The 23,446-nt window shown below is 55.4% G+C and carries 20 protein-coding genes and 2 tRNA genes; 17 read left to right on the forward strand and 5 right to left on the reverse strand.

What is annotated here, in order from left to right:
• Window positions 1-38 precede the first annotated feature (38 nt).
• The 4 genes from folP to ABTW00_RS02790 all read left to right on the forward strand — a co-directional run bounded on the left by folP (window position 39) and on the right by ABTW00_RS02790 (window position 2,872).
• Window positions 39-887: a dihydropteroate synthase gene (folP, locus tag ABTW00_RS02775; RefSeq protein WP_065356151.1), complete on the forward strand. Its 849-nt coding sequence runs from the start codon at window positions 39-41 to the stop codon at window positions 885-887.
• Window positions 880-2,217, forward strand: coding sequence for a phosphoglucosamine mutase (glmM, locus tag ABTW00_RS02780; protein ID WP_271447051.1), 1,338 nt, complete (start codon window positions 880-882; stop codon window positions 2,215-2,217). The genes folP and glmM overlap by 8 nt, the downstream gene beginning before the upstream one ends.
• Before the next feature lie 226 nt (window positions 2,218-2,443).
• Window positions 2,444-2,776, forward strand: coding sequence for a preprotein translocase subunit SecG (gene secG, locus ABTW00_RS02785; protein WP_064541957.1), 333 nt, complete (start codon window positions 2,444-2,446; stop codon window positions 2,774-2,776).
• Between the two features lie 9 nt (window positions 2,777-2,785).
• Window positions 2,786-2,872 (forward strand) — tRNA-Leu (locus ABTW00_RS02790).
• Between the two features lie 57 nt (window positions 2,873-2,929).
• Here ABTW00_RS02790 and ABTW00_RS02795 read toward each other — a convergent pair.
• Window positions 2,930-3,466: a carboxymuconolactone decarboxylase family protein gene (locus ABTW00_RS02795; protein WP_433638703.1), complete on the reverse strand. Its 537-nt coding sequence runs from the start codon at window positions 3,464-3,466 to the stop codon at window positions 2,930-2,932.
• Window positions 3,467-3,581: 115 nt separating this feature from the next.
• Between ABTW00_RS02795 and ABTW00_RS02800 the strand changes: the two genes are divergently transcribed.
• Entirely contained in the window at window positions 3,582-4,487 is a 906-nt protein-coding gene (locus ABTW00_RS02800) for a cupin domain-containing protein (protein ID WP_064541962.1), read from the forward strand.
• Between the two features lie 64 nt (window positions 4,488-4,551).
• Here the strand turns inward: ABTW00_RS02800 and argG are convergent, their stop codons facing one another.
• Window positions 4,552-5,895 (reverse strand): argininosuccinate synthase, encoded by a 1,344-nt coding sequence (gene argG / locus ABTW00_RS02805; protein WP_000207646.1) that lies wholly within the window; start codon window positions 5,893-5,895, stop codon window positions 4,552-4,554.
• 335 nt (window positions 5,896-6,230) lie between these two features.
• Here argG and ABTW00_RS02810 point away from each other — a divergent pair.
• From ABTW00_RS02810 to mtr, 12 genes are all read left to right on the forward strand, one after another.
• Window positions 6,231-6,307 (forward strand) — tRNA-Met (locus ABTW00_RS02810).
• A 208-nt stretch (window positions 6,308-6,515) separates the two neighbouring features.
• The gene (rimP, locus tag ABTW00_RS02815) at window positions 6,516-6,968 is read left to right on the forward strand and encodes a ribosome maturation factor RimP (RefSeq protein WP_064541967.1); all 453 of its coding nucleotides are present in this window, start codon (window positions 6,516-6,518) and stop codon (window positions 6,966-6,968) included.
• 27 nt (window positions 6,969-6,995) lie between these two features.
• Complete coding sequence (nusA, locus tag ABTW00_RS02820) at window positions 6,996-8,498, forward strand: transcription termination factor NusA (RefSeq protein ID WP_065356147.1); 1,503 nt, start codon at window positions 6,996-6,998, stop codon at window positions 8,496-8,498.
• 24 nt (window positions 8,499-8,522) lie between these two features.
• On the forward strand, window positions 8,523-11,213 hold the full coding sequence (gene infB / locus ABTW00_RS02825) for a translation initiation factor IF-2 (protein ID WP_065356146.1): 2,691 nt from the start codon (window positions 8,523-8,525) through the stop codon (window positions 11,211-11,213).
• A gap of 152 nt (window positions 11,214-11,365) precedes the next feature.
• Complete coding sequence (gene rbfA, locus ABTW00_RS02830) at window positions 11,366-11,767, forward strand: 30S ribosome-binding factor RbfA (RefSeq protein WP_064541976.1); 402 nt, start codon at window positions 11,366-11,368, stop codon at window positions 11,765-11,767.
• On the forward strand, window positions 11,767-12,711 hold the full coding sequence (truB, locus tag ABTW00_RS02835; RefSeq protein ID WP_064541979.1) for a tRNA pseudouridine(55) synthase TruB: 945 nt from the start codon (window positions 11,767-11,769) through the stop codon (window positions 12,709-12,711). The genes rbfA and truB overlap by 1 nt, the downstream gene beginning before the upstream one ends.
• Window positions 12,712-12,862: 151 nt before the next feature.
• Window positions 12,863-13,132 carry a 30S ribosomal protein S15 gene (rpsO, locus tag ABTW00_RS02840; RefSeq protein ID WP_035891092.1) on the forward strand — a complete coding sequence of 90 codons (270 nt, stop codon included), beginning with the start codon at window positions 12,863-12,865 and terminating at the stop codon, window positions 13,130-13,132.
• Between the two features lie 357 nt (window positions 13,133-13,489).
• A complete protein-coding gene (pnp, locus tag ABTW00_RS02845) occupies window positions 13,490-15,625 on the forward strand; it encodes a polyribonucleotide nucleotidyltransferase (RefSeq protein WP_064541982.1) in 2,136 nt (711 codons plus the stop codon).
• Window positions 15,626-15,736: 111 nt separating this feature from the next.
• On the forward strand, window positions 15,737-16,621 hold the full coding sequence (nlpI, locus tag ABTW00_RS02850; protein ID WP_064541985.1) for a lipoprotein NlpI: 885 nt from the start codon (window positions 15,737-15,739) through the stop codon (window positions 16,619-16,621).
• 106 nt (window positions 16,622-16,727) lie between these two features.
• Window positions 16,728-16,808 carry a protein YrbN gene (gene yrbN, locus ABTW00_RS02855; RefSeq protein ID WP_100249910.1) on the forward strand — a complete coding sequence of 27 codons (81 nt, stop codon included), beginning with the start codon at window positions 16,728-16,730 and terminating at the stop codon, window positions 16,806-16,808.
• Window positions 16,801-18,747, forward strand: coding sequence for a DEAD/DEAH family ATP-dependent RNA helicase (locus ABTW00_RS02860; RefSeq protein WP_064541988.1), 1,947 nt, complete (start codon window positions 16,801-16,803; stop codon window positions 18,745-18,747). The genes yrbN and ABTW00_RS02860 overlap by 8 nt, the downstream gene beginning before the upstream one ends.
• Before the next feature lie 145 nt (window positions 18,748-18,892).
• Window positions 18,893-20,137: a tryptophan permease gene (gene mtr, locus ABTW00_RS02865; RefSeq protein ID WP_433638711.1), complete on the forward strand. Its 1,245-nt coding sequence runs from the start codon at window positions 18,893-18,895 to the stop codon at window positions 20,135-20,137.
• Window positions 20,138-20,224: 87 nt separating this feature from the next.
• Here mtr and ABTW00_RS02870 read toward each other — a convergent pair whose 3' ends face one another.
• The 3 genes from ABTW00_RS02870 to ubiU form a co-directional block, all read right to left on the reverse strand.
• Entirely contained in the window at window positions 20,225-21,232 is a 1,008-nt protein-coding gene (locus ABTW00_RS02870) for a luciferase-like monooxygenase (RefSeq protein WP_433638714.1), read from the reverse strand.
• A 133-nt stretch (window positions 21,233-21,365) separates the two neighbouring features.
• Window positions 21,366-22,244: a U32 family peptidase gene (locus tag ABTW00_RS02875; protein ID WP_271447056.1), complete on the reverse strand. Its 879-nt coding sequence runs from the start codon at window positions 22,242-22,244 to the stop codon at window positions 21,366-21,368.
• Window positions 22,245-22,252: 8 nt separating this feature from the next.
• Window positions 22,253-23,248: a ubiquinone anaerobic biosynthesis protein UbiU gene (ubiU, locus tag ABTW00_RS02880; RefSeq protein WP_065356142.1), complete on the reverse strand. Its 996-nt coding sequence runs from the start codon at window positions 23,246-23,248 to the stop codon at window positions 22,253-22,255.
• Between the last annotated feature and the right edge of the window lie 198 nt (window positions 23,249-23,446).

The following is a 23,446-nucleotide window of genomic DNA, read 5'->3' on the forward strand; positions in this document are numbered from 1 at the left end:
TTTTTATATTGAAGAAATAGATAACAAAAGGATTCGCTATGAAACTCACCGCCCAGGGCTCTATCCTGGATCTCTCCCATCCTCACGTCATGGGGATCCTCAACGTCACGCCGGACTCTTTTTCCGACGGCGGCACGCACAACACGCTGGTTGAGGCGGTGAAACATGCGAATCTGATGATTAACGCAGGGGCCACTATCGTTGATGTGGGCGGTGAGTCTACCCGTCCAGGCGCGCTGGACGTCAGCGTTGAAGAAGAGCTTGAACGCGTGATTCCGGTGGTAGAAGCCATCGCTCAGCGCTTTGAGGTATGGATCTCTGTCGATACCTCAAAGCCGGAAGTGATCCGTGAGTCAGCCCGCGCCGGGGCGCATATTATCAACGACATTCGTTCACTCAGTGAACCGGGGGCGCTGGAGGCGGCGGCCGAAACCGGGCTCCCGGTGTCGCTGATGCACATGCAGGGCAACCCGAAAACGATGCAGGACGCGCCGAAATATGACGATGTCTTTGCTGAGGTGAACCGCTATTTCGCTGAACAAATTGCTCGCTGCGAGCAGGCGGGGATCTCAAAAGATAAATTGTTGCTCGACCCGGGGTTCGGTTTCGGTAAAAATCTCTCCCATAACTATGCATTACTGGCGCGTTTGTCAGAATTCCATCATTTCGGCCTGCCGCTGTTCGTCGGTATGTCGCGCAAATCGATGATTGGTCAACTGCTAAACGTGGGGCCGTCGGAGCGCCTTAGCGGCAGTCTGGCGTGCGCAGTGATTGCTGCCATGCAGGGCGCGCATATTGTTCGCGTCCACGACGTCAAAGAAACTGTTGAAGCGATGCGTGTGGTTGAGGCCACCCTGTCTGCGAAGGGAAATAAACGTTATGAGTAATCGCAAATATTTTGGTACCGATGGGATTCGTGGTCGCGTGGGCGATGCGCCGATCACCCCTGATTTCGTCCTGAAGCTGGGATGGGCGGCAGGCAAGGTGCTGGCAAGCCACGGTTCGCGCAAAATCATCATTGGTAAAGATACCCGTATCTCTGGCTATATGCTGGAGTCGGCGCTGGAAGCCGGTCTGGCGGCGGCAGGTCTGTCTGCCTCCTTTACAGGTCCAATGCCGACCCCCGCGGTGGCCTACCTGACGCGCACCTTCCGCGCGGAAGCGGGTATCGTTATTTCAGCATCGCATAATCCGTTCTACGATAACGGTATCAAGTTCTTCTCTATCGACGGCACCAAGCTGCCGGATGACGTAGAAGAAGCCATTGAAGCCGAAATGGAAAAAGAGATCACCTGCGTGGACTCCGCGGAGCTGGGTAAAGCCAGCCGTATCGTCGACGCTGCGGGCCGCTACATTGAATTCTGCAAGGGCACTTTCCCGAATGAACTGAGCCTGAATGGTTTGAAAGTGGTGGTGGACTGCGCGAACGGCGCCACCTACCACATCGCTCCGAACGTGCTGCGTGAACTGGGCGCGACCGTGATCGCTATCGGCTGCGAGCCGAACGGCGTGAACATTAACGAAGAAGTGGGCGCGACCGATGTGCGCGCTTTGCAGGCGCGCGTGCTGGCTGAGAAAGCAGACGTTGGTATCGCGCTGGACGGCGACGGTGACCGCGTCATTATGGTTGACCATGAAGGCAATAAGGTTGACGGCGACCAGATCATGTACATTATTGCTCGCGAAGCGCTGCGTCAGGGGCAACTGCGCGGCGGTGCGGTCGGCACGCTGATGAGCAATATGGGCCTGGAAGTGGCGCTCAAACAGTTGGGTATTCCATTTACTCGGGCGAAAGTGGGCGACCGTTACGTGCTGGAAAAAATGCAGGAAAAAGGCTGGCGCATCGGCGCGGAAAACTCCGGTCATGTGATTCTGCTGGACAAAACCACCACTGGCGACGGCATTGTGGCCGGCCTGCAGGTGGTGGCTGCGATGGTGCGTAACCACATGAGCCTGCACGACCTGTGCAGCGGCATGAAGATGTTCCCGCAGGTGCTGGTCAACGTTCGCTATACCGACGGTAAATCCAACCCGCTGGAAAATGAAGCGGTGAAAGCGATTGCGGCGGAAGTGGAAGCCGAACTGGGAAATCGTGGTCGTGTGCTGCTGCGTAAATCAGGTACTGAACCGCTGATTCGTGTCATGGTCGAAGGCGAAGATGAAGCCCAGGTTACCGAGCTTGCCCATCGCATTGCCGATGCGGTTAAAGCGGCTTAAGCCGTGACCTAAGTGACTAAAAAGGCGGCGCTTGCCGCCTTTTTGTTGTCGACTACTCGTTGTTTTGCTGTTTTTTTCCGCAGTTGATACAATGTGTTGAAATTGCCCTTGCGAAGGTCATTCGCTTTGGTTAGTATTCACACCCGCTTCAGTGGGAAACTTAAATGTCCCGCTTAATTGGTCGAAGCACTTGGTACGCGGTGTCCCCGCAAGGAACAGGTTGATTATGTACGAAGCTCTTTTAGTTGTTTTCCTTATTGTAGCGATTGGCCTTGTGGTCCTCGTTATGCTGCAGCAAGGTAAAGGCGCTGATATGGGAGCCTCCTTTGGAGCAGGCGCTTCCGCTACACTGTTTGGTTCTAACGGTTCTGGTAACTTCATGACCCGTATGACTGCCGTGTTCGCGACGCTGTTCTTCATCATCAGTCTGGTTCTGGGTAACATCAACAGCAACAAGACCAATAAAGGAAGCGAATGGGATAACCTGACTGCACCGAAGACTGAGCAAACCACTCAGCCAGCTGCACCGGCTCAGCCGACCAGCGATATCCCGCACTAAGTATTCTGTACCGAGGTGGTGGAATTGGTAGACACGCTACCTTGAGGTGGTAGTGCCCTAACGGGCTTGTGGGTTCGAGTCCCATCCTCGGTACCAATATTCCGAAAAAAAGACGCTGAAAAGCGTCTTTTTTTTCGTCTGTAGAAAGCGGGCCTAGTCCGCTTTCGGGAAATCAACGACCGTATCATTCACCCGGTTCACCATGTTGGTGAACAGAATCGCGCTGACGGCGCTGATAATCTCAATCACCTGCTGGTCGTTAAAACCGGCCTGCTTCAGCGCGGTGACGTCCGCTTCCGGCAGCGTGCCGGTGGTGCTCACCAGCGTTTGTGCGAATTTCACCAGCGCATCAAGTTGCGCGTCTTCCTTATAATCTCCACGGCGCAGCGCGTGGATCTGCTCGCCGCTGAAGCCTGCTTTTTTCGCCATCATCGTGTGGGCTGCCAGGCAGTAATCACAGCCGGTGGCTTCACTGACCGAGAGGTTAATCGCCTCCAGTTCCTGGGCGCTCAGGCTGCCTTTATGCAGCATGACATTATGTGCCAGCGCCTGCTGTAACGCCGCCGGGGAGTGTCCGCCGATGGTCAGGTAGGCATTTGGCACTTTGCCCATGGCTTTTTTGATCCCGCCAAAAATCTCAGCGGCTTTACCGGTGGCATCTTGTTCACGAATCTCTGCTAAACGGCTCATGGTCTACTCCTGTTGTTCGAGGGTTTGTTGTGGCATGGGGACATCTTAGGATACGGCGGCGTGGTAGACTGGCCCTCTTCGTCTCATCTTTTTGTCTTATCGTCTCAGGAGTCGTATGGACAGTCTTAGCCATCTCTTAACGTTGCTGGCGCCGCGCTGTGAAGTGAACTTGCACTGTCGCTTTGGCGGCCGCTGGCAGGCGGGACACAATCAGATGCGGGCTGGCGTGGTTCCCTGGCACTTCGTGCTTAGCGGCGAAGGGCGGTTAACCGTCGGCAAAGAGACGCGGCAAATGCGGGCGGGCGATGTGATTATGCTGCCGCACGGCTCGCCGCATCTGATGGAAAGCCTGGTGGAGTGGGGGCAGGTATTGCCGGTCGCTCATCGCTTTAACGGCACGCTGACCGAGATGCGTACCGGCTCTGATGGCGATGCGCTAGAAATGCTGTGCGGTGAATTCTATTTCGGCCCCCACGTGAGCTGGCTGTTTGCGGAGGAAACCGAACTGGTTCATCTACATACCGATGAACGCGAGGATTGCCCGGAACTGGAAACGCTGCTGAACGTGCTGGTTCGTGAAAGCCTGGCAGAACATCCCGGCGGCAGCGCTATCGTCCGTAGCCTCGGGGATACGCTGTTGGTGCTGATGCTGCGCACGCTGCTGGGGGCGGAAGAACCGCCTGGCGGTTTACTGCGTCTGATGAGCGATGAGCGGCTGATGCCCGCGGTGCTCGCCGTGCTGGCAACGCCGGAACAGCCGTGGACGCTGGAGAGCATGGCGGCCAGAGCGTTTTTATCCCGCGCAACCTTCGCCCGTCATTTTGCCCGCGCCTATCATTTGACGCCGCAGGCCTGGTTAACGCAGCTACGTATGGCGCTGGCGGCTCGATTACTGCATCAGGACCGGCAGGCTCGCCTGGAGGTGATTGCTGAGCGCTGCGGTTTCCAGTCGCTGGCCTCATTCTCGAAAAGTTTTAAAAAGCACTACGGCCTGACGCCGGGCGAATGGCGGCGCCGTTAGTGACCGCTAACACAAGGCAATAAAAAAGGCCGCTTACGCGGCCTTTTGCATCAACCAGGCAGGCTTATTTGCCTTTGTTTTCCAGATTCTCAACCTGCGGCAGGCCGGTCGCGGAAGAGGCGGTCAGCAGACCCGCTTTCGCGTAGCCGAACAGCTTCTCACGGGTATCGGTAATGTCCAGATTACGCATGGTCAGCTGGCCAATACGATCGTCCGGTGAGAACACGGACTCGCCTTTCTCCATGGTCAGACGCTCAGCCTTATAGGTCAGGTTGTCAGACACGGTATTCAGGATGGAGTAGTCGTTGCCGCGACGCAGTTCCAGCGTCACTTCACCGGTAATCTGGCTGGCGACCCAACGTTGCAGGCCGTCACGCAGCATCAGCGCCTGCGAGTCGAACCAGCGGCCCTGATACAGCAGTTTACCCAGCTGACGACCATGTGAGTGATACTGTTCAATGGTGTCTTCGTTATGAATACCGGTCAGCAGGCGTTCGTAGGCGATGTGCAGCAGCGCCATCCCCGGGGCTTCATAGATGCCGCGGCTTTTCGCTTCAATGATACGGTTTTCGATCTGGTCGCTCATGCCCAGGCCGTGACGGCCGCCGATGCGGTTCGCTTCCAGCATCATCTCAACGTCATCGCTGAAGGTTTTACCGTTCAGCGCGACCGGATGACCCTGCTCGAAGCGGACGGTTACTTCTTCTGCCGGGATCTTCACGCTCTCGTCCCAGAACTTCACGCCCATAATCGGGTTGACGATCTTGACGCTGGAGTTCAGGAACTCGAGGTCTTTCGCTTCATGCGTCGCACCCAACATGTTGGAGTCGGTTGAGTAGGCTTTTTCGACGGACATTTTGTAGTCGAAGCCGCAGGCGATCATAAATTCAGACATCTCATGACGGCCGCCCAGCTCGTCGATAAAGTCGGTATCGAGCCACGGTTTGTAAATCTGCAGCTCGGCGTTGGTCAGCAGGCCATAACGATAGAAACGTTCAATATCGTTGCCTTTGTAGGTGCTGCCGTCGCCCCAAATGTTCACGCCATCTTCTTTCATGGCGGCAACCAGCATGGTGCCGGTAACGGCACGGCCCAGCGGAGTAGTGTTAAAATAGGTCAGGCCGCCGGTAGTGTTGTGGAAAGCACCACACTGAATGGCCGCAATGCCTTCGGCAACCAGCTGCTTACGGCAGTCGATCAGGCGGGCGTTCTCTGCGCCATATTCCATAGCACGACGAGGAATCGCATCATAATCATCTTCGTCCGGCTGGCCCAGGTTTGCAGTATATGCATAAGGGACAGCGCCTTTTTGTCGCATCCACAGCAGTGCTGCGCTGGTGTCGAGACCGCCAGAGAAGGCGATACCAATACGTTGACCTGCCGGAAGATGCTTGAGAATCGTCGTCATAAAGTAAAACCCTGCTTGATTGACTGAAGGAGAAATCGCTTTTCGCTGTCAGTGAATTTTTATGCAAAATAAATGAGTTTTCATTTAATCACGTTTTAACGGAGACCGGAAGGGATTCATGCATTTTTATTCAAAAAATCCGCGCCGTCAGCGAAGTTTATAAGGGGTACCATACCGCGATTGTCCACGCATTTCTTGTGCATAGAATGTGAGGTTGACAAGCTGTGACCCGGCTCACTATACTGTAGGCCGATTTTACGTCCCGTCCTCGGTACCAAATCCCAGCATTATTTGCATTTTTTACTCAAAACGCGTAAAATTTGCCACGTTTCAGGCGCGGGGTGGAGCAGCCTGGTAGCTCGTCGGGCTCATAACCCGAAGGTCGTCGGTTCAAATCCGGCCCCCGCAACCACTTTCCCTTAGAGTTCATTTTCAAATATACTGTGAAGACTTAGGCCTTCGTAGCTGGATTTGAAAAAAAATTCTTTCGGAAGGTTCTCCAGGCCGCAGTTGCGGCTATAGGGTTCAGTTATCTAAAGCCCCGATTTATCGGGGTTTTTTGTTATCTGACTACAGAATAACTGGGCTTTAGGCCCTTTTTTTATGTCTTGGGGGTGGGTTTGTCCACATTAGAGCAAAAATTAACAGAGATGATTACAGCACCGGTTGAAGCCCTGGGCTACGAACTGGTCGGCATCGAATTTATTCGCGGTCGCACATCCACACTGCGCATCTATATTGATAGTGAAGATGGCATCAATGTTGATGATTGTGCTGATGTGAGCCACCAGGTAAGTGCGGTAATGGACGTTGAAGATCCGATTACCGTGGCTTACAACCTGGAAGTTTCCTCTCCGGGCCTCGACCGTCCAATGTTCACCGCTGAACACTATGTGCGTTTCCTGGGTGAAGAGGTGACGCTGGTCCTGCGCATGGCGGTACAGAACCGTCGTAAGTGGCAGGGCATTATCAAAGCGGTTGACGGTGAGATGATCACTGTGACAGTCGAAGGCAAAGATGAAGTGTTCGCGCTGAGTAACATCCAGAAGGCGAACCTGGTTCCCCACTTTTAACAGTCTGGATTGAGGTGAAAGGCCCCGATGAACAAAGAAATTTTGGCTGTTGTTGAAGCCGTCTCCAACGAGAAAGCGCTGCCGCGTGAGAAGATTTTCGAAGCGCTGGAAAGTGCGCTGGCAACGGCGACAAAGAAAAAATACGAACAGGAAATCGACGTTCGCGTTGAAATCGATCGCCGCAGCGGCGACTTCGATACTTTCCGTCGCTGGGTCATTGTTGAAGAAGTCACCCAGCCAACCAAAGAAATTACCCTCGAAGCGGCACGTTTCGAAGATGAAAGCCTGAACGTGGGCGACTACGTTGAAGACCAGATCGAATCTGTGACCTTCGACCGCATCACCACGCAGACGGCGAAACAGGTTATCGTGCAGAAAGTGCGTGAAGCTGAACGCGCGATGGTTGTCGATCAGTTCCGCGACCAGGAAGGCGAAATCGTCACTGGCGTGGTGAAGAAAGTGAACCGCGACAACATCTCTCTGGAAGTGAAATCCGAAGGGCTGGCCGGTAACGCTGAAGCGGTGATCCTGCGTGAAGACATGCTGCCGCGTGAAAACTTCCGCCCGGGTGACCGCATTCGCGGCGTACTGTACGCCGTTCGTCCTGAAGCGCGCGGTGCGCAGCTGTTCGTCACCCGTTCCAAGCCGGAAATGCTGATCGAACTGTTCCGCATCGAAGTGCCGGAAATCGGTGAAGAAGTTATCGAAATTAAAGCCGCTGCTCGCGATCCTGGCTCTCGTGCCAAAATTGCGGTCAAAACCAACGACAAGCGTATCGACCCGGTCGGTGCTTGCGTCGGTATGCGCGGCGCGCGCGTGCAGGCGGTTTCGACCGAACTGGGCGGCGAGCGTATCGATATCGTGCTGTGGGACGACAACCCGGCGCAGTTCGTGATCAACGCAATGGCGCCGGCTGACGTGGCATCCATCGTGGTTGATGAAGACAAGCACACCATGGATATCGCGGTAGAAGCAGGGAACCTGGCGCAGGCGATTGGCCGTAACGGTCAGAACGTCCGTCTGGCTTCTCAGCTGAGCGGTTGGGAACTCAACGTGATGACCGTTGATGACCTGCAGGCGAAGCACCAGGCAGAAGCGCACGCGGCGATCGATACCTTCACCAAATATCTTGATATTGATGAAGAGTTCGCCACCGTTCTGGTAGAAGAAGGCTTCTCCACGCTCGAAGAACTGGCCTATGTGCCAATGAAAGAACTGCTGGAAATTGATGGTCTGGACGAAGCGACCGTTGAGGCGCTGCGTGAACGCGCGAAAAACGCCCTGACCACTCTGGCACTAGCCCAGGAAGAAAGCCTCGGTGACAACAAACCGGCTGACGATCTGCTGAACCTGGAAGGGTTGGATCGCGCACTGGCTTTCAAACTGGCCGCTCGTGGTGTTTGTACGCTGGAAGATCTCGCTGAACAAGGCGTTGACGACCTGTCTGATATCGAAGGGTTAACCGACGAGAAAGCGGGTGAGCTGATTATGGCTGCGCGTAACATTTGCTGGTTCGGCGACGAAGCGTAATAAACTGTAGCAGGAAGGAACAGCATGACAGATGTAACCGTAAAAAAGCTGGCCGCAGAGATTGAGACCTCGGTAGATCGCCTGGTACAGCAATTTGCTGACGCTGGCATCCCGAAGTCTGCTGACGACTCTGTGTCCGCACAAGAGAAACAAACCTTACTGGCGCACCTGAACCGTGAAAACGGTTCTGCGCCGGATAAGTTGACTTTGCAGCGCAAAACGCGCAGTACTCTCAACATTCCAGGTACCGGTGGAAAAAGCAAATCGGTACAAATCGAAGTCCGCAAGACACGCACCTTTGTGAAACGCGATCCGCAAGAGGCTGAACGCCTGGCCGCGGAAGAGCAGGCGCAGCGTGAAGCGGAAGAGCAAGCCCGTCGTGAGGCAGAAGAAGCTGCCAAACGCGAGGCGCAACAAAAAGCCGAACGTGAGGCCGCAGAACAAGCTAAGCGTGAAGCCGCTGATAAAGCGAAACGTGAAGCTGCGGAAAAAGACAAAGTGAGCAATCAACAGACCGACGATATGACCAAAACCGCCCAGGCTGAAAAAGCCCGCCGTGAAAATGAAGCTGCCGAGCTGAAGCGCAAAGCGGAAGAAGAAGCGCGTCGCAAGCTTGAAGAAGAAGCCCGTCGCGTTGCGGAAGAAGCGCGCCGCATGGCAGAAGAAAACGAGAAGAACGGTGTGGATGCCGCTGAGCCGACTGAGGACACCAGCGACTATCACGTCACCACTTCTCAGCATGCTCGCCAGGCAGAAGACGAAAACGACCGTGAAGTAGAAGGCGGCCGTGGCCGTGGTCGCAATGCGAAAGCTGCGCGTCCGGCGAAAAAAGGCAACAAACACGCCGAATCCAAAGCCGACCGTGAAGAAGCGCGCGCCGCTGTTCGCGGGGGTAAAGGCGGCAAGCAGCGTAAAGGTTCCACACTGCAGCAGGGCTTCCAGAAGCCGGCTCAGGCCGTTAACCGTGACGTTGTGATTGGTGAAACCATCACCGTTGGCGAACTGGCTAACAAGATGGCGGTAAAAGGTTCTCAGGTCATCAAAGCGATGATGAAGCTGGGCGCCATGGCCACCATCAACCAGGTCATCGACCAGGAAACCGCACAGCTGGTTGCCGAAGAGATGGGCCACAAAGTTATCCTGCGTCGTGAAAACGAGCTGGAAGAAGCGGTAATGAGCGACCGTGACACCGGCGCTGCGGCTGAACCGCGCGCACCGGTTGTGACCATCATGGGTCACGTTGACCACGGTAAAACCTCTCTGCTGGACTACATTCGTTCCACGAAAGTGGCCTCTGGCGAAGCGGGCGGCATTACCCAGCACATTGGTGCATACCACGTTGAAACCGACAACGGTATGATCACCTTCCTCGACACCCCGGGTCACGCCGCGTTTACCTCCATGCGTGCTCGTGGTGCGCAGGCAACGGATATCGTTGTTCTGGTTGTCGCAGCTGACGATGGCGTGATGCCGCAGACTATCGAAGCAATCCAGCACGCGAAAGCGGCGGGTGTGCCGGTGGTGGTTGCAGTGAACAAAATCGATAAGCCAGAAGCGGATCCGGATCGCGTTAAAAACGAACTGTCCCAGTACGGCATCCTGCCGGAAGAGTGGGGCGGTGAGAGCCAGTTCGTTCACGTATCCGCCAAAGCGGGTACCGGTATTGACGAACTGCTGGACGCTATCCTGCTGCAAGCTGAAGTTCTCGAACTGAAAGCGGTACGCAATGGCATGGCAAGCGGCGCGGTGATCGAATCCTTCCTGGATAAAGGTCGTGGCCCGGTTGCAACCGTTCTGGTTCGTGAAGGTACTCTGCACAAGGGCGACATCGTTCTGTGTGGCTTCGAATATGGCCGCGTTCGTGCGATGCGTAACGAGCTGGGTCAGGAAGTACTGGAAGCGGGTCCGTCCATTCCGGTGGAAATCCTCGGCCTGTCCGGTGTTCCGGCTGCCGGTGACGAAGTGACCGTTGTCCGTGACGAGAAGAAAGCGCGTGAAGTTGCTCTGTACCGTCAGGGTAAATTCCGTGAAGTTAAACTGGCTCGTCAGCAGAAATCTAAACTCGAGAACATGTTCGCCAACATGACCGAAGGCGAAGTTCACGAAGTGAACATCGTACTGAAGGCCGACGTACAGGGTTCTGTGGAAGCGATTTCCGACTCCTTGCTGAAACTGTCTACCGACGAAGTGAAAGTGAAGATCATCGGTTCTGGCGTAGGTGGTATCACCGAAACCGACGCGACCCTGGCTGCTGCATCCAACGCGATTCTGGTTGGCTTCAACGTTCGTGCTGACGCCTCTGCGCGTAAAGTGATCGAGTCTGAAAGCCTGGATCTGCGTTACTACTCCGTCATCTATAACCTGATCGACGAAGTGAAAGCGGCAATGAGCGGCATGCTGTCTCCGGAACTGAAACAGCAGATCATCGGTCTGGCTGAAGTGCGTGACGTGTTCAAATCACCGAAATTCGGTGCGGTCGCGGGCTGTATGGTTACCGAAGGTACCATCAAGCGTCACAACCCGATCCGCGTTCTGCGTGACAACGTGGTTATCTACGAAGGCGAGCTGGAATCCCTGCGTCGCTTTAAAGATGACGTTAACGAAGTCCGTAACGGCATGGAATGTGGTATCGGCGTGAAGAACTACAACGATGTTCGCGTTGGCGACATGATCGAAGTGTTCGAAATCATCGAGATCCAACGTACCATCGCTTAAGGTTGGTTGGGTGTAGGCCGGATAGGGCGTTTACGCCGCCATCCTGCAATGTTATGCCTGATGGCGCTAGCGCTTATCAGGCCTACAGCCTGAATACCGTATTAATTTCAAAAAGGGGCTGATAAGCCCCTTTTTTGTCTGGAGAATTTATTATGGCGAAAGAATTTGGTCGCCCGCAGCGCGTGGCTCAGGAGATGCAAAAAGAGATCGCAATCATCCTGCAGCGCGAAATTAAAGATCCGCGTCTCGGCATGATGACCACCGTTTCCGGTGTCGAAATGTCCCGCGACCTGGCCTATGCCAAAGTGTTTGTGACCTTCCTGAACGACAAAGATGAAGCGGCGGTAAAAGCCGGTATCAAAGCGTTGCAGGAAGCCTCTGGTTTTATCCGTTCGCTGCTGGGTAAAGCCATGCGCCTGCGTATCGTGCCGGAACTGACTTTCTTCTACGACGATTCGCTGGTTGAAGGGATGCGCATGTCTAACCTGGTGACCAACGTGGTGAAGCATGACGAAGAACGTCGTGTGAACCCGGACGACAGCAAGGAGGACTGATGAGTCGTCCTCGTCGTCGCGGCCGTGATATCCACGGCGTGCTGTTGCTGGATAAGCCGCAGGGCGCATCCAGCAATGATGTACTGCAGAAAGTGAAGCGTATCTATAACGCCAATCGTGCCGGGCATACCGGCGCGTTGGATCCGCTGGCGACCGGTATGCTGCCGATTTGCCTCGGTGAAGCGACCAAGTTTTCTCAGTATCTGCTGGACTCCGACAAACGCTATCGTGTGATTGCTCGCTTAGGCCAGCGCACCGATACGTCGGATGCAGACGGGCAGATCGTTGAAGAGCGTCCGGTGACTTTCAGCGATGCGCAGTTAGCAGAGGCGCTTGAGAGCTTCCGTGGCGACACCCAGCAGGTGCCGTCCATGTACTCTGCGCTGAAGTATCAGGGGAAAAAGCTGTACGAATATGCGCGTCAGGGCATTGACGTGCCGCGTGAAGCGCGCCCGATTACCGTCTACGAACTGCTGTTTATTCGCCACGAAGGTAACGAGCTGGAGCTGGAAATTCACTGCTCCAAAGGCACCTATATTCGTACCATCATTGACGATCTGGGCGAGAAGCTGGGCTGTGGTGCGCATGTGATTTTCCTGCGTCGCCTGGCGGTCAGCAAATACCCGGTCGAGCGTATGGTCACGCTGGAGCATCTGCGTGAGCTGGTTGAACAGGCCGAGCAGCAGGGCATTCCGGCGGCGGAATTACTCGATCCGTTATTGATGCCGATGGACAGTCCTGCTTCGGACTATCCGGTGGTGAATATCCCTGTAACGTCAGCGGTTTACTTTAAAAATGGTAACCCGGTACGGACGTCTGGCGCACCGCTGGAAGGTCTGGTGCGCGTGACGGAAGGTGATGAGGGCAAATTCCTCGGTATGGGCGAAATCGATGACGAAGGCCGCGTGGCTCCACGCCGTCTGGTGGTCGAATACTCCGAGTAAGCCAGGTTCTGTGGCTTGCGATAACCGGGCGCTGCGAGTAGAATATCGCGGCTTAACGTCTGCTTAATTGTTTAACAATTGGCAAGCGTTATCTCAGGGCTGCTGAATTAGAGATCGGCACCCTTTCTTTCTTTTAAATTTGGAGTTCAAAATGTCTCTAAGCGTTGAAGCTAAAGCACAAATCGTTTCTGAGTTCGGTCGTGGCGCGAACGACAGCGGTTCCACCGAAGTTCAGGTTGCACTGCTGACTGCACAGATCAACCACCTGCAGGGTCACTTTGCAGAGCACAAAAAAGATCACCACAGCCGTCGTGGTCTGCTGCGCATGGTTTCTCAGCGTCGTAAACTGCTCGACTACCTGAAACGTAAAGATGTTGCACGCTACACCGCGCTGATCGAGCGTCTGGGTCTGCGTCGCTAATTCTAGCGAGTTTCAGAAAGAGGGGCCTTTATGGCCCCTTTTTTCCACCGGACGACCGTCATTTATAAGAAAGTATGCCCGCAAGACGCTGCCTGGCGTTCTGGTAATCCTGCTTGTTTGCATCTTGTTGAGACAAAATTGAGCTGAAATTACCAACACAGCAGTATTTTGAAAGATAACGGGTATAATGTATTGTTGTTGTACATATTCTTCGTTGCAGAGGTTCGCGCGGCTAATGAGAGGCTTTACCCGGCGTCGGGTTAGGGTTGTCATTAGTCGCGAGGATGCAAAGAAGATCGGTTTCATCGGTCGGCACGCCAAAGGGTGTGCCGCCACTCATTAAGAAAGGATAGAATTTTGCTTAATCCGATCGTTCGTAAGTTCCAGTACGGCCAACACACCGTTACGCTGGAAACCGGCATGATGGCGCGCCAGGCAACTGCCGCTGTGATGGTTAGCATGGATGACACTGCGGTATTCGTTACCGTTGTGGGTCAGAAAAAAGCGAAACCAGGCCAGGACTTCTTCCCGCTGACCGTTAACTATCAGGAGCGTACCTACGCTGCTGGCCGTATCCCGGGCAGCTTCTTCCGTCGTGAAGGCCGTCCAAGCGAAGGCGAAACCCTGATCGCGCGTCTGATTGACCGCCCGGTTCGTCCGCTGTTCCCGGAAGGCTTCGTTAACGAAGTTCAGGTTATCGCAACCGTCGTTTCCGTTAACCCGCAGGTTAACCCGGATATCGTGGCAATGATTGGCGCATCCGCTGCGCTGACGCTGTCCGGTATTCCGTTCAACGGCCCGATCGGTGCTGCGCGTGTTGGTTATATCAATGACCAGTACGTACTGAACCCGACTCAGGACGAGCTGAAAGAAAGCAAGCTGGACCTGGTTGTTGCCGGTACCGAAGCTGCCGTACTGATGGTTGAATCCGAAGCTGAACTGCTGAGCGAAGACCAGATGCTGGGCGCTGTCGTATTCGGTCATGAACAGCAGCAGGTTGTTATTCAGGCGATCAACGAGCTGGCGAAAGAAGCCGGCAAACCGCGTTGGGACTGGCAGCCAGAAGCCGTCAACGAAGCGCTGAACGCGCGCGTTGCCGCACTGGCAGAATCTCGCCTGAGCGATGCTTACCGTATCACCGACAAGCAAGAGCGTTACGCTCAGGTTGACGTGATCAAATCTGAAACCATCGCGACGCTGGTGGCTGAAGACGAAACCCTGGACGCTAACGAACTGGGCGAAATCCTGCACGCTATCGAGAAAAACGTTGTTCGTAGCCGCGTACTGGCAGGCGAGCCGCGTATCGATGGCCGTGAAAAAGACATGATCCGTGGTCTGGACGTGCGCACCGGCGTGCTGCCGCGTACCCACGGCTCCGCGCTGTTCACCCGTGGCGAAACTCAGGCGCTGGTTACCGCGACCCTGGGCACCACACGTGATGCGCAGAACCTCGACGAACTGATGGGCGAGCGTACTGACAACTTCCTGTTCCACTACAACTTCCCTCCGTACTGCGTAGGCGAAACCGGTATGGTCGGTTCTCCGAAGCGTCGTGAGATTGGTCACGGCCGCCTGGCGAAACGTGGCGTGCTGGCAGTGATGCCGGAACTGGATAAATTCCCGTACACCGTGCGTGTGGTTTCTGAAATCACCGAATCTAACGGTTCTTCTTCCATGGCTTCCGTATGTGGCGCTTCCCTGGCGCTGATGGACGCAGGCGTGCCGATCAAAGCGGCCGTTGCGGGTATCGCGATGGGTCTGGTGAAAGAAGGCGACAACTATGTTGTGCTGTCTGACATCCTGGGCGACGAAGACCACCTGGGCGATATGGACTTCAAAGTAGCGGGTTCCCGCGACGGTATCTCTGCGCTGCAGATGGATATCAAAATTGAAGGTATCACCAAAGAGATCATGCAGGTTGCTCTGAACCAGGCTAAAGGTGCGCGTCTGCACATCCTGGGCGTGATGGAACAGGCGATTAACGCGCCGCGCGGCGACATTTCTCAGTTCGCTCCGCGTATCCACACCATCAAGATCAATCCGGACAAGATCAAAGACGTGATCGGTAAAGGCGGTTCTGTTATCCGTGCTCTGACCGAAGAAACCGGCACCACCATCGAAATCGAAGATGACGGCACCGTGAAGATCGCAGCGACCGACGGCGAGAAAGCGAAATTCGCTATTCGTCGTATCGAAGAGATCACCGCAGAAATCGAAGTGGGTCGTATCTACAACGGTAAAGTGACCCGTATCGTTGACTTCGGTGCCTTCGTGGCCATCGGCGGCGGTAAAGAAGGTCTGGTACACATCTCTCAGATCGCTGACAAGCGCGTTGAGAAAGTGACCGACTACCTGCAGATGAACCAGGAAGTACCGGTTAAGGTTCTGGAAGTTGACCGTCAGGGCCGTATCCGTCTGAGCATTAAAGAAGCAACCGAGCAGTCTCAGCCTGCCGCCGCACCGGAAGCTCCGGCAGCGGAACAAGGCGAGTAAGGTTTGCCTTTTGCCCTCCGCGTTTGCGGAGGGCACATTTCGCTGGCTGGATGCCTTGTTTGCATGCGGGGGACAGGACGTTCATCCAATTGTTGTCTTCGGGAGTGGGAAATGAAGCCTTTTTTGCGCTGGTGTTTCGTGGCGACAGCACTCACGCTGGCAGGATGTAGCAACTCTGCCTGGCGTAAAAGTGAAGTCCTCGCGGTGCCATTGCAACCGACGTTACAGCAGGAAGTAATCCTGGCACGCATGGAACAAATACTTGCCAGTCGGGCTTTAACCGATGACGAACGCGCACAGCTTTTATATGAGCGCGGAGTGTTGTATGATAGTCTCGGTCTGAGGGCATTAGCGCGAAATGATTTTTCACAAGCGCTGGCTATCCGACCCGATATGCCTGAAGTATTCAATTACTTAGGCATTTATTTAACGCAGGCAGGCAATTTTGATGCTGCCTATGAAGCGTTTGATTCTGTACTTGAGCTTGATCCAACTTACAATTATGCGCACTTGAACCGCGGCATCGCGCTTTATTACGGTGGCCGTGCGAAGTTAGCGCAAGATGATCTGCTGGCGTTTTATCAAGACGATCCCAATGATCCTTTCCGCAGCCTGTGGCTTTATCTTGCCGAGCAGAAGCTCGATGAGAAGCAGGCAAAAGACGCGTTGAAGCAACGCTTCGAGAAATCGGATAAAGAACAATGGGGATGGAACATTGTCGAGTTCTACTTAGGCAACATTGACGAAAAAACGTTAATGGAGCGCCTGAAGGCGGACGCAACGGATAACACCTCGCTCGCTGAGCATCTCAGTGAAACCAACTTCTATTTAGGTAAGTATTACCTAAGTCTTGGGGACAGGGACAGCGCTACGGCACTGTTCAAACTGGCGGTTGCGAACAACGTACATAACTACGTTGAGCACCGATACGCATTGTTGGAATTATCGCTCCTGGGCCAGGACCAAGATGACCTGGCAGAATCGGACCAGCAATAGCTGACGACTACATCAGCCCGTAATCTTTTTTGATTGTCATCACCTTCGCGGGTGAGGGCGTTGTTGTTCGTTAATACACCTACTTTGAGCCGGTTCACACTTTTCAATGAAAATTGCAGATCAATTTCATGATGAGTTATGTAGACTGGCCGCCATTAATATCGAGGCACTTGTACTACATGGCTGAATTCGAAACCACTTTTGCAGATCTGGGCCTGAAGGCTCCTATCCTTGAAGCCCTTAACGATCTGGGTTACGAAAAACCATCTCCGATCCAGGCTGAGTGTATCCCACACCTGCTTTCTGGTCGTGACGTGCTGGGCATGGCCCAGACTGGTAGCGGTAAAACTGCGGCGTTCTCTCTGCCGCTGCTGAACAATCTTGATCCTGAGCTGAAAGCACCGCAGATTCTGGTGCTGGCACCGACCCGCGAACTGGCGGTTCAGGTCGCTGAAGCAATGACGGATTTCTCTAAACATATGCGCGGCGTAAACGTGGTTGCCCTGTACGGCGGCCAGCGTTATGACGTGCAGCTGCGCGCCCTGCGTCAAGGGCCGCAAATCGTTGTCGGTACCCCGGGTCGTCTGCTGGACCACCTGAAGCGCGGCACCCTGGACCTCTCTAAGCTGAGCGGCCTGGTGCTGGATGAAGCAGATGAAATGCTGCGCATGGGCTTTATCGAAGACGTTGAAACCATCATGGCGCAGATTCCGGAAGGTCATCAGACCGCGCTGTTCTCTGCCACCATGCCGGAAGCGATTCGTCGCATTACCCGCCGCTTCATGAAAGAGCCGCAGGAAGTGCGTATTCAGTCCAGCGTCACCACTCGCCCGGACATCAGCCAGAGCTACTGGTCCGTGTACGGCATGCGCAAAAACGAAGCGCTGGTGCGTTTCCTGGAAGCGGAAGACTTTGATGCGGCGATTATCTTCGTTCGTACCAAAAACGCGACCCTGGAAGTGGCAGAAGCGCTGGAGCGCAACGGCTACAACAGCGCTGCGCTGAACGGCGACATGAACCAGGCCCTGCGTGAGCAGACGCTGGAGCGTCTGAAAGACGGTCGTCTGGATATCCTGATTGCAACCGACGTGGCAGCACGTGGTCTGGACGTAGAACGTATCAGCCTGGTTGTGAACTATGACATCCCGATGGACTCCGAATCTTACGTTCACCGTATCGGCCGTACCGGTCGTGCGGGCCGTGCGGGCCGTGCGCTGCTGTTCGTTGAGAACCGCGAGCGTCGCCTGCTGCGTAACATCGAACGCACCATGAAGCTGACCATTCCGGAAGTAGAACTGCCGAACGCAGAACTGCTGGGCAAACGCCGTCTGGAAAAATTCGCTGCCAAAGTACAGCAGCAGCTGGAAAGCAGCGATCTGGATCTGTACCGTGGACTGCTGGCTAAAATTCAGCCGACCGCAGAAGGCGAAGAGCTGGATATGGAAACGCTGGCCGCTGCGCTGCTGAAAATGGCACAGGGCGAACGTTCTCTGATCGTTCCGCCAGATGCGCCGATGCGTCCGAAACGTGAATTCCGTGACCGTGATGACCGCTTCGAGCGTCGTGGCGATCGCAACGATCGTGGTCCGCGTGACCGTGGCGACCGTGAAGATCGTCCGAAGCGCGAACGTCGTGACGTTGGCGATATGGAACTGTACCGCATTGAAGTGGGCCGTGATGACGGCGTTGAAGTTCGTCATATCGTGGGCGCGATTGCTAACGAAGGCGACATCAGCAGCCGTTACATCGGTAATATCAAGCTGTTCGGTACCCACTCCACCATCGAACTGCCGAAAGGCATGCCGGGCGAAGTACTGCAGCACTTTACTCGTACCCGCATCCTGAACAAACCGATGAACATGCAGCTGATCGGTGATGCTCAGCCGCGTCCTGAGCGCAGCGGTCGCAGCTTCGGCGGCGAACGTCGCGAAGGTGGTCGTAGCTTCGGTGGTGAGCGTCGTGAAGGCGGCCGTGGCTTCGGTGGCGAGCGTCGTGAAGGTGGTCGTGGTGATGGTCGTCGTTTCAGCGGCGAACGTCGTGAAGGCAGCCGCGGCCCGCGCCGTGATGATGCTGCGCCGCGTCGCGATGACTCCGCAGGCCGTCGCCGTTTCGGCGGTGACGCATAAGCCAGACGGCTTAGAAGCGTAAAGTAAAATATACAGCCCCGATCGCCATGATTGGGGCTTTTTTTATTTCTTTTGTACTCGTGTACTGGTACAGTGCAACACATTAAAATGCAGTAGCAAAATTATTCACTGGAGAAAAGGCTGTATGGCGACACTAACCACCACCCAAACGTCACCCTCGCTGCTTGGCGGCGTGGTGATCATCGGCGGCACCATCATTGGCGCGGGAATGTTCTCCCTGCCGGTGGTCATGTCCGGTGCGTGGTTCTTCTGGTCGATGGCGGCGCTGGTGTTCACCTGGTTCTGCATGCTGCACTCCGGGCTGATGATCCTTGAAGCGAACCTGAACTATCGTATTGGCTCCAGTTTTGACACCATCACCAAAGACCTGCTGGGCAAAGGCTGGAACGTGGTAAACGGCATCTCTATTGCCTTTGTGCTCTACATCCTGACCTATGCCTATATTTCGGCGAGCGGCTCGATTCTGCACCACACCTTTGCCGAGATGTCGCTGAACGTGCCGGCACGAGCAGCAGGCTTTGGCTTCGCGCTGCTGGTGGCGTTTGTTGTCTGGTTGAGTACTAAAGCGGTGAGCCGCATGACGGCCATCGTACTGGGCGCGAAGGTGATTACCTTCTTCCTGACCTTCGGTAGTCTGATAGGCCACGTGACGCCCGCCACGCTGTTTAACGTTGCCGAAAGCCACGCCAGCTATACGCCTTACCTGCTGATGACGCTGCCGTTCTGCCTGGCTTCCTTCGGTTATCACGGTAACGTACCGAGCCTGATGAAGTATTACGGTAAAGATCCGCGCACCATCGTGAAGTGTCTGGTGTACGGTACGCTGCTGGCGTTGGTGCTCTACACCGTTTGGTTGCTGGGGACGATGGGTAACATCCCGCGTCCAGAGTTTATCGGCATTGCCCAGAAGGGCGGTAACATTGATGTGCTGGTGCAGGCGTTAAGCGGCGTACTGAACAGCCGTGGTCTGGATCTGTTGCTGGTGGTGTTTTCTAACTTTGCGGTGGCCAGCTCCTTCCTTGGCGTAACGCTGGGTCTGTTCGACTACCTGGCAGACCTGTTCGGCTTCGACGATTCCGCGTTTGGGCGTTTCAAAACCGCGCTACTGACCTTCCTGCCGCCGATTATCGGTGGCCTGCTGTGGCCGAACGGTTTCCTGTACGCCATCGGCTATGCAGGCCTGGCGGCAACGATCTGGGCGGCGATTGTTCCGGCGTTGCTGGCACGTAAATCCCGTAAACGCTTCGGTAGCCCGAAATTCCGCGTTTGGGGTGGGAAGCCGATGATTGCGCTGATTCTGGTGTTTGGTGTGGGTAACGCGCTGGTGCATGTGCTGTCGAGCTTTAATCTGTTGCCGGTTTATCAGTAAGGCATTTGCCCGGTGGCGCTACGCTTACCGGGCCTACATTCTGATGTAGGCCGGATAAGGCATAGCCGCCATCCGGCAAAAAACGCACTAGCCCAACAATTCCTGCTTCACATCCATCGCCAGGTCAAACGAATGCAGCCGCGCCTGATGATCGAAAATCTGCCCGTTGACCATAATCTCATCCGCCTGTGTTTCGCGCAGGATGGACTCCAGCCCGTGGCGCACCTTCGCCTTATCGCCCACCAGTGACATCCGTAACGCCTGGTCGACGCCGTATTTCTCCGACGGCGACCAAAAATGCTCCATCTGTTGAATCGGCGGCGGCAGCTGCCCGGTTTCTCCACGGCGCAGCCTGGTGAATGCCTGCTGCATGGAGGTGAAGAGGAATTCCGCATCGCGATTACTGTCGGCGGCAATAATGTTGATACACACCATGGCGTACGGTTTCTCCAGCCGGGCGGACGGTTTGAAGTTCGTGCGGTAGAGATGCAGCGCCTGGAACAGCATGTCCGGGGCGAAGTGTGAGGCGAAGGCAAAAGGCAGGCCAAGCTGGGCGGCAAGCTGCGCGCCGTAAAGGCTGGAACCGAGCAGCCACACCGGAATCTTTTCGCCGTAGCCCGGCACCGGGCGCACCTGTGGATTAGGGTCGACCGCGTCGAACCAGTCCACCAGTTCCGCCACGTCGCGCGGGAAGTTATCGATATCGCCACTCATATGACGGCGCAGCGCTCGCATGGTCGGCTGATCGCTGCCCGGCGCGCGGCCAAGGCCGAGATCGATACGCCCGGGATACAGCGTGTTGAGCGTGCCGAACTGCTCGGCAATCACCAGCGGCGAGTGGTTGGGCAGCATCACGCCGCCGGAACCGAGACGCAAAGTGGTGGTGTTGGCGGCCAGATAGCCAATCAGCACCGAGGTCGCCGCGCTGGCGATGCCCACCATATTGTGGTGTTCGGCCAGCCAATAGCGATGATAGCCGCGCTTTTCAGCCAGCCGGGCGAGGTCGAGCGAATGGGAGAAGGCTTCTCGCGCGGAGGAACCCTGGGGGATCGGCGCCAGATCGAGCGCCGAGAAAGCAACGGTTTTGTCAGTCATAAAGGCTCACTTTGCTACAGCATAGTCATCAGATTGAAGGTCTTGTTCCAACCGGGCGGCCCGGACAGAAAAGCTGCATCTTTAATAATGCATTAAAATCTGACTACTGTTGTTAACAAAGTGAGCGGTTTTATCAGGCCTGTAGCTCCAGCCCGGCCAAACGCTTCCAGTAGCCGTTACAGTCGCTGTTGGCGGTTAACGGCAGCGGCGCGCCGCCGTTCTCGTTGGCGCGGAAGGCATCGAGCATGGCAAACGTCTCGTTACCCATCGGCGACAGACGTACCATATCCACCAGTCCGTGCATGGACGTTAGCTCGTTGCCAAGGTTGTAAACGTAGCCGCTCATGGTCTGAATACCGTTGAGCACGAACACCTGCTGATTCTCCTGCGACAGCATGCTGCGCCCGTTCGGGTACTTGATGCAGCAGGTTTCGCATTCGTCTTTTGGCTTGTCTTCCGAGCGTGCGGTAAAGCAGCGGGCAGAGTAAGCCAGCGGCAGATGGCCGTAGCTCAGCACCTCAACTTCAAACTTATCGCGGATACCCAGCTCTTCACACTGGTTAAGCAGATTGACCAGCCAGTCGCGGGACAGCTCCACCGGCATACACCAGCGCATCATTCCCTGTTTTTGCAGCAGGCGCAGCGTCACGGCGTTATAGCAGTTCAGCGCATGGCCTGCCACGAACGGCAGCTTGCGCTCGGCGCACAGGTTCACGACCCCAAGATCGCTGGCTTCCACCAGAAAATCACCGTTCTCAACGTAACGCTTGAGCTCACCCAGCTCGGATGACGCCTGCACCAGCGCGAGGGTGGAGAGCACCACCTGCTTGCCGCTAGCGGCCAGCGTTTTCGCCATATCCAGCCAATCGCCGACTTTGGTCGCGCGACGTTTGCTGCACACCGCTTCGCCCAGATAAATGGTGTCGGCGCTGCTGGTGGCGGCCTGCTGGTAGAAATCTTCCAGCGTCTCTTTTGACCAGTAGTAAAGCACTGGCCCTAATGAATATTTCATGGGAATTCCTACTGCCATTTACGGTGATACGCGCCGAGGGTGGTTTGGGTGCCTTCGGACATCGAACCGAGAGTGTCCATCCACGCGGCCTGCGGGACGAAGTTTTGCGGGTCAGCCATGCAGCGGTCGATAGCCTGACGCCAGACTTTCGCCACCTGGCTGACGTACGCCGGGCTACGCTGACGGCCTTCGATTTTTACGGAGGCGATGTTCGCCGCCAGCAGTTCCGGCAACAGCTCCAGCGTATTGAGGCTGGTGGGTTCTTCCAGCGCGTGATAGCGCTCGCCGTCGACCATATAGCGGCCTTTACACAGCGTCGGGTAGCCCGCATTTTCACCGTCCTGGTAGCGGTCGATCAGCACTTCGTTAAGGCGAGATTCCAGCCCCTGTGGCGTTTGCTGCCAGCGCACGTAGCGTGCCGGTGAGCAGGCGCCCACGGTATTCGGCGACTCGCCGGTCAGGTAAGAAGAGAGATAGCAGCGGCCTTCAGCCATAATGCACAGGCTACCAAAGGCGAACACTTCCAGCGGCACCGGCGTGACGCGGGCTAATTGCTTCACCTGATGAATAGAAAGTACGCGCGGCAGGACCACGCGGGCGACGTCAAAGTTGCGATGGTAAAAATTAATCGCCTCTTCGTTGGTTGCGGATGCCTGAACGGAGACATGGCGCTCAATATGCGGATAACGTTCTGCGGCATACTCAAGCATCGCGAGGTCGGCGAGAATCAGCGCGTCGGCGCCCAGCTGCGCGGCCATGTCCACGGCACGCTGCCAGCGTACGTAGCCGTCCGGGTGAGCGAAGGTGTTAATCGCGATATGCAGCTTACGGCCATGCTGATGCACGAAGCTCACGGCTTCCTGCAGTTTCTTTTCGGTAAAGTTCAGGCCAGCGAAGTGGCGGGCATTGGTATCGTCCTTCAGCCCGATATACACCGCATCGGCACCGTTTTCGATAGCCGCCTTAAGCGCCGGGAGGTTTCCGGCAGGGCAGAGCAACTCCATAATTCTTCCTGAGTTAGCGGCCCAGCAGGGCGCATTATTGTTAATGAATGGGAATTTTAGTTAACCTAACGCTAATCATTTTTGATTTGAGGCAGACAAAAGCGCATTGATTGCGCCAATAATCCCTCGGCCTCACGACATAATTGTTGATTTACGCCGCTATGTCGTTTATCTGATATGGCAAAATAACGGAACTAT

It is taken from the genome of Kluyvera georgiana, assembly GCF_050990895.1.
Lineage (GTDB): Bacteria > Pseudomonadota > Gammaproteobacteria > Enterobacterales > Enterobacteriaceae > Kluyvera > Kluyvera georgiana.

Excerpts from the sequence above, each read along its gene's own strand:
- mtr (WP_433638711.1), top strand. The coding sequence starts at position 18,893 with ATGGCGACACTAACCACCACCCAAACGTCACCCTCGCTGCTTGGCGGC.
- rbfA (WP_064541976.1), top strand. The coding sequence starts at position 11,366 with ATGGCGAAAGAATTTGGTCGCCCGCAGCGCGTGGCTCAGGAGATGCAA.
- secG (WP_064541957.1), top strand. The coding sequence starts at position 2,444 with ATGTACGAAGCTCTTTTAGTTGTTTTCCTTATTGTAGCGATTGGCCTT.
- rpsO (WP_035891092.1), top strand. The coding sequence starts at position 12,863 with ATGTCTCTAAGCGTTGAAGCTAAAGCACAAATCGTTTCTGAGTTCGGT.
- ABTW00_RS02875 (WP_271447056.1), bottom strand. The coding sequence starts at position 22,244 with ATGAAATATTCATTAGGGCCAGTGCTTTACTACTGGTCAAAAGAGACG.
- glmM (WP_271447051.1), top strand. The coding sequence starts at position 880 with ATGAGTAATCGCAAATATTTTGGTACCGATGGGATTCGTGGTCGCGTG.
- folP (WP_065356151.1), top strand. The coding sequence starts at position 39 with ATGAAACTCACCGCCCAGGGCTCTATCCTGGATCTCTCCCATCCTCAC.
- argG (WP_000207646.1), bottom strand. The coding sequence starts at position 5,895 with ATGACGACGATTCTCAAGCATCTTCCGGCAGGTCAACGTATTGGTATC.
- yrbN (WP_100249910.1), top strand. The coding sequence starts at position 16,728 with ATGAAAATTGCAGATCAATTTCATGATGAGTTATGTAGACTGGCCGCC.
- ABTW00_RS02800 (WP_064541962.1), top strand. The coding sequence starts at position 3,582 with ATGGACAGTCTTAGCCATCTCTTAACGTTGCTGGCGCCGCGCTGTGAA.
- nlpI (WP_064541985.1), top strand. The coding sequence starts at position 15,737 with ATGAAGCCTTTTTTGCGCTGGTGTTTCGTGGCGACAGCACTCACGCTG.
- truB (WP_064541979.1), top strand. The coding sequence starts at position 11,767 with ATGAGTCGTCCTCGTCGTCGCGGCCGTGATATCCACGGCGTGCTGTTG.
- ubiU (WP_065356142.1), bottom strand. The coding sequence starts at position 23,248 with ATGGAGTTGCTCTGCCCTGCCGGAAACCTCCCGGCGCTTAAGGCGGCT.
- ABTW00_RS02795 (WP_433638703.1), bottom strand. The coding sequence starts at position 3,466 with ATGAGCCGTTTAGCAGAGATTCGTGAACAAGATGCCACCGGTAAAGCC.
- ABTW00_RS02870 (WP_433638714.1), bottom strand. The coding sequence starts at position 21,232 with ATGACTGACAAAACCGTTGCTTTCTCGGCGCTCGATCTGGCGCCGATC.
- nusA (WP_065356147.1), top strand. The coding sequence starts at position 6,996 with ATGAACAAAGAAATTTTGGCTGTTGTTGAAGCCGTCTCCAACGAGAAA.
- infB (WP_065356146.1), top strand. The coding sequence starts at position 8,523 with ATGACAGATGTAACCGTAAAAAAGCTGGCCGCAGAGATTGAGACCTCG.
- ABTW00_RS02860 (WP_064541988.1), top strand. The coding sequence starts at position 16,801 with ATGGCTGAATTCGAAACCACTTTTGCAGATCTGGGCCTGAAGGCTCCT.